General features: G+C 57.6%; 4 protein-coding genes. 1 reads left to right on the forward strand and 3 read right to left on the reverse strand.

Translation table 11 applies throughout. The features are described from left to right. Positions 1–68: 68 nt before the first annotated feature. Both ACUH78_RS18855 and ACUH78_RS18860 read right to left on the reverse strand, forming a co-directional pair. Positions 69–458, reverse strand: coding sequence for a DUF6884 domain-containing protein (locus ACUH78_RS18855; protein ID WP_338390414.1), 390 nt, complete (start codon positions 456–458; stop codon positions 69–71). Positions 459–540: 82 nt separating this feature from the next. Next, a complete protein-coding gene (locus ACUH78_RS18860; RefSeq protein ID WP_445334404.1) occupies positions 541–2,262 on the reverse strand; it encodes a DUF4942 domain-containing protein in 1,722 nt (573 codons plus the stop codon). A 172-nt stretch (positions 2,263–2,434) separates the two neighbouring features. On the opposite strand from ACUH78_RS18860, the gene ACUH78_RS18865 reads away from it, so the two are divergent. After that, positions 2,435–2,824, forward strand: coding sequence for a hypothetical protein (locus ACUH78_RS18865; RefSeq protein ID WP_445334405.1), 390 nt, complete (start codon positions 2,435–2,437; stop codon positions 2,822–2,824). Positions 2,825–2,849: 25 nt separating this feature from the next. On the opposite strand, the gene ACUH78_RS18870 is transcribed toward ACUH78_RS18865, so the two are convergent. Then, entirely contained in the window at positions 2,850–3,242 is a 393-nt protein-coding gene (locus tag ACUH78_RS18870; protein ID WP_048704546.1) for an H-NS histone family protein, read from the reverse strand. Positions 3,243–3,499 lie beyond the last annotated feature (257 nt).

The raw sequence follows: 3,499 nt of genomic DNA on the forward strand, positions 1-3,499 counted from the left end.
CGTCGTGCTCGCGCACTGAGGAGCCAACGCCTCCGTGCGCCTAGCAGGGGGAATGTGCGGACAAGCGTTCAAAACGTCGTTGCTTTTCTGGCGTGCGATAGCCATGCGAGCTGCTGGCCAATGCCCAGGCCGGCCATCGGCCGCTCCAGATCGAGAGCGACCAGCGGCTCGCAATACCTCACGCCGGCGAGGGCCACGAAGCGGCTTCCGGCCACCGATTCAAGCTGCTGCCGTACTAGATCACCCCACACCCGCCGATCATTCGCGCTCATCTGGTTCAGAGTTCGGTCGTAAGGTGCGATGACCGTCTCTGGCGCGAGAACACCATGTTCCGCGGACAGGATGAGCCACCGATCGCAGTGACGCTCGACCCAGTCCCGAGACTTCTTGAAGAGCGGGGACAAGTAGAGATCCTTTGCGGCACATGGCTCCGCTCCCTTCTTCGCGCAGCACGCCACCAAGCCGATCCTCAAAACGCTTCTCCTCAAAAGAAAACCCCATAGGCACCATTGAGTACGGTGCGCTACGGGGTTGTGTTGGTCAAGCCGCCAGGAGCGGCATCTGTTGAGAATCTTCCAGCAAGAAATCAGTGCTGATTCCGTGCCGCGCAAGGACCTGGTCAATCACATCGGCCACGGCCTCGTGTGCCGCCTCACGCTCCTTTTCATCGCTACTGAACAGACGGTCGATTGCTGTGCGTTCCCACCGTTTGCGGTTCGTATTCAACGCCTGGCGAATCTCCTTGTCGAACTTTTCCGACTTCTCGTACTGCTTCCAGAAATCCTCGGAAACTCGCGTCCCTTCAGGTGGCAACCACTGGCGGTGGCGGCCGACCTTGCGGTTCAGTGCATCCGTCAGCGCAGCGCTCCTACTGAAGAAATGGATGGTCCCAATCCCCGGATACCACCTGCAATCGAAGTAGCTCGATGACACCCGGGCCCCTCTCCGCATCTGCTCGAGCTCCGTGGTGAAGATGTCGCACAGACCAACTTCCGGTTTGAGCTTACCCCCGTCAAGCATCGCGAAAACCTTGTCGAAATCCTGCAGCATCTTCATCTGGTTCCATCCGAGCTGACGCTGCCACCCTTCGAGCTGGAATCCCGGCAAAATGAAACGTGTCGTCTTGATTCTCATGCCGGCCGTCCGGTGGCGGTCGTTCGATGCCCAACCCCGATAAAGCGTCCCGTTCTCCTCCGTATGCCATCGAATAATGTGATCGAACACGTCGCAACACATCCCGATCGCGATTTCATCCTGGCTGTCGATGATGCCGAGGATGAACCCCTGGACATTGGACACTGAGAACTCCATCTGCTTGATCTCAGCGAAGCTGGCTTCGAGCCGACGCTGTGCCCCGAAAGAAAGCCTATCCATCACATCGACGCTGCGAAGCACCGATGCCCAGGCGCGATCCTTCAACTCCAGGTAACGCGAGGCCATCTCGCCCTGTACCCACGATGTTGAGATGTCGCGCTTGCTACCGCCTTCAGCGCCGTCTCTGACCGCCATCGTCTCCCCAATGAGGCCCGAGTAATAGCCTGCGCGCGCCTCGGCCAGTACTGCGTCCTTCATGGCTCGAACAGCGGCATTGAAGGCTACCACCGTGTTCTCGAGCACCGAGTTGGGCAGAGCAAGACACTGCGCTTCGGCATACCCACCCGCAAGCGATTCGCCGGTTTCTTCATCTGTTTTCATCTCACTGAGAATGTCGCCGACAATCTCCTCCACCTGAGCCTTCTTACGAAGGTAGATGAGCGCAACCTCGACCTCTGTCCTGCGTTCGGCCTCCTCCGTTGCAAAGGCCCCGGTATGAAACTCCACGCTGCCATGCTTCTCGATCAGGCTGAGAAGATGATCCCGCTCGGTGCTGTAGGCGTTTTTGAGCGACGAGGCGTTCAAGATTGCGACGATCTCGCAGTCCCACGTAATCTCCCATGCATGCAACACATGCTTCACACCATCCCGGAACGGAGGATTGAGAACGATTGCGTCGTAAAGATGCCCGTTCTTAAACTGCAAAAAGTCCGTCCCAACCACATTCAAGCCTTTGGCCCGAAGGGTAGGGTGCCGCTTCAGGTCAATCTCACAACAATCGACAGGTACACGGCGCCTGTATTCGTCTCGCCATGCGGGGCAAGCCAGCGCCAGGTCACCGTTTCCGGCACTGGGCTCCAAAACACGCACCCATTCCTTGCTCTTGAAGAGCGACCACGCCCTTGAAGCAAGCGTGGCGGGGGTGGGGTAGAACTGATACTGATCCATTTCACATCTCCTTGGTTTAGCGCCTGACCATCAGGCTGCGTCTGCAGTACTGGAGATGCGGCAGAATCCATGTGAAACGCAGGACGTGCGCGAGCCTGTGACCTGGAATCGAAAGACAAGCTCCGCCTGTGACCTCTACGAAGACGGAGCACCCCTTGCCTTAGGAGACGACATGACCAAGAAAAATGTTGGTGTTCGCGAAAAAGCTGAAGCCTGCGTTGAGGCGGTGCTCGTTGCAACCCTCGTCGACACTTGCAGCGTCGCTGAAATAAGCGCAAAAGTAAGCGCCCAGCTCGGGCGTGGATGGACTCTCGTCTCGGCCCTGCAGTGGCTTACTGGGAAGACGGCTCAGGATTACTTCTCCCTACTCCCCGCAACTAGCTCCATTTCTGGTGTCCCTGTGACGGCAGTTCCGCTACTGCTAGAGATCGCCAAAGCCTGCTGTGACCAGCTTGGGCGGACGAGACCGACCGAGGAGGAGACGTTGGCGCGACTTAGGGAAATGGGCTTGAGGTTTCGCGTTTCCGTTCAAAGAACAGGGGCTGGCTCAGCATTGCACTGAAGCCAGCCCCTCACTACCCCCAGAGTCAGGGGCGCTTCTTCAGCGACTCGAGCTCACCCCCGTTCTCAAGGTACGTGATCACCCACGAAGGTCTCCGGCCGTGACCACTCCAGCCCTCCTGGGCGTTCACCGGATTCCAGTACACCGGCGGCAACTTCTCCTTCTTCACGGCAGGTGCCTTTTTCTTGCGTCCCGGAGCAGCTTTTCCGGCACCTGACTTCACGCTCGACCCTTCTCGGCCGGACAAGCCGACCTCAGCAAGCATCTCGTCGGCATCCAAGCCATGTTCGGCGGCCATCTGCTGTACTTGCTTGATCAGTGCCTTCTTCGACTGAAGTGTCCTCCGGTCCAACTCCTTCTGGACGACGACAGAGAGCTTCTTCAGTTCAGGAAGCGAAAAGTTCTTCAGGTCCATCATTGTTTTTCCTTGTAAACGCGGGAATAGAGGGTTCCGCAGCCCTCTGCGGCGCAGTTTAGCCCTAAACCTTTTTTCTCACACAAGAAGTTGCATTGCTGCAGGCAGGACTATCGAACGGGAGATACGATGCAAGTTACAGCGATGCACTTAAATAAGGCTCTGTGCCGTTTCCAGTGGAAATTGACTTCTCAACAAACATGACGATCGGTGGTACAACCGCCCGAACCTGACGCCGACCTCGCGCCCGATGAACACCC

It is taken from the genome of Thauera sp. ZXT1-4 (genome assembly GCF_052598215.2).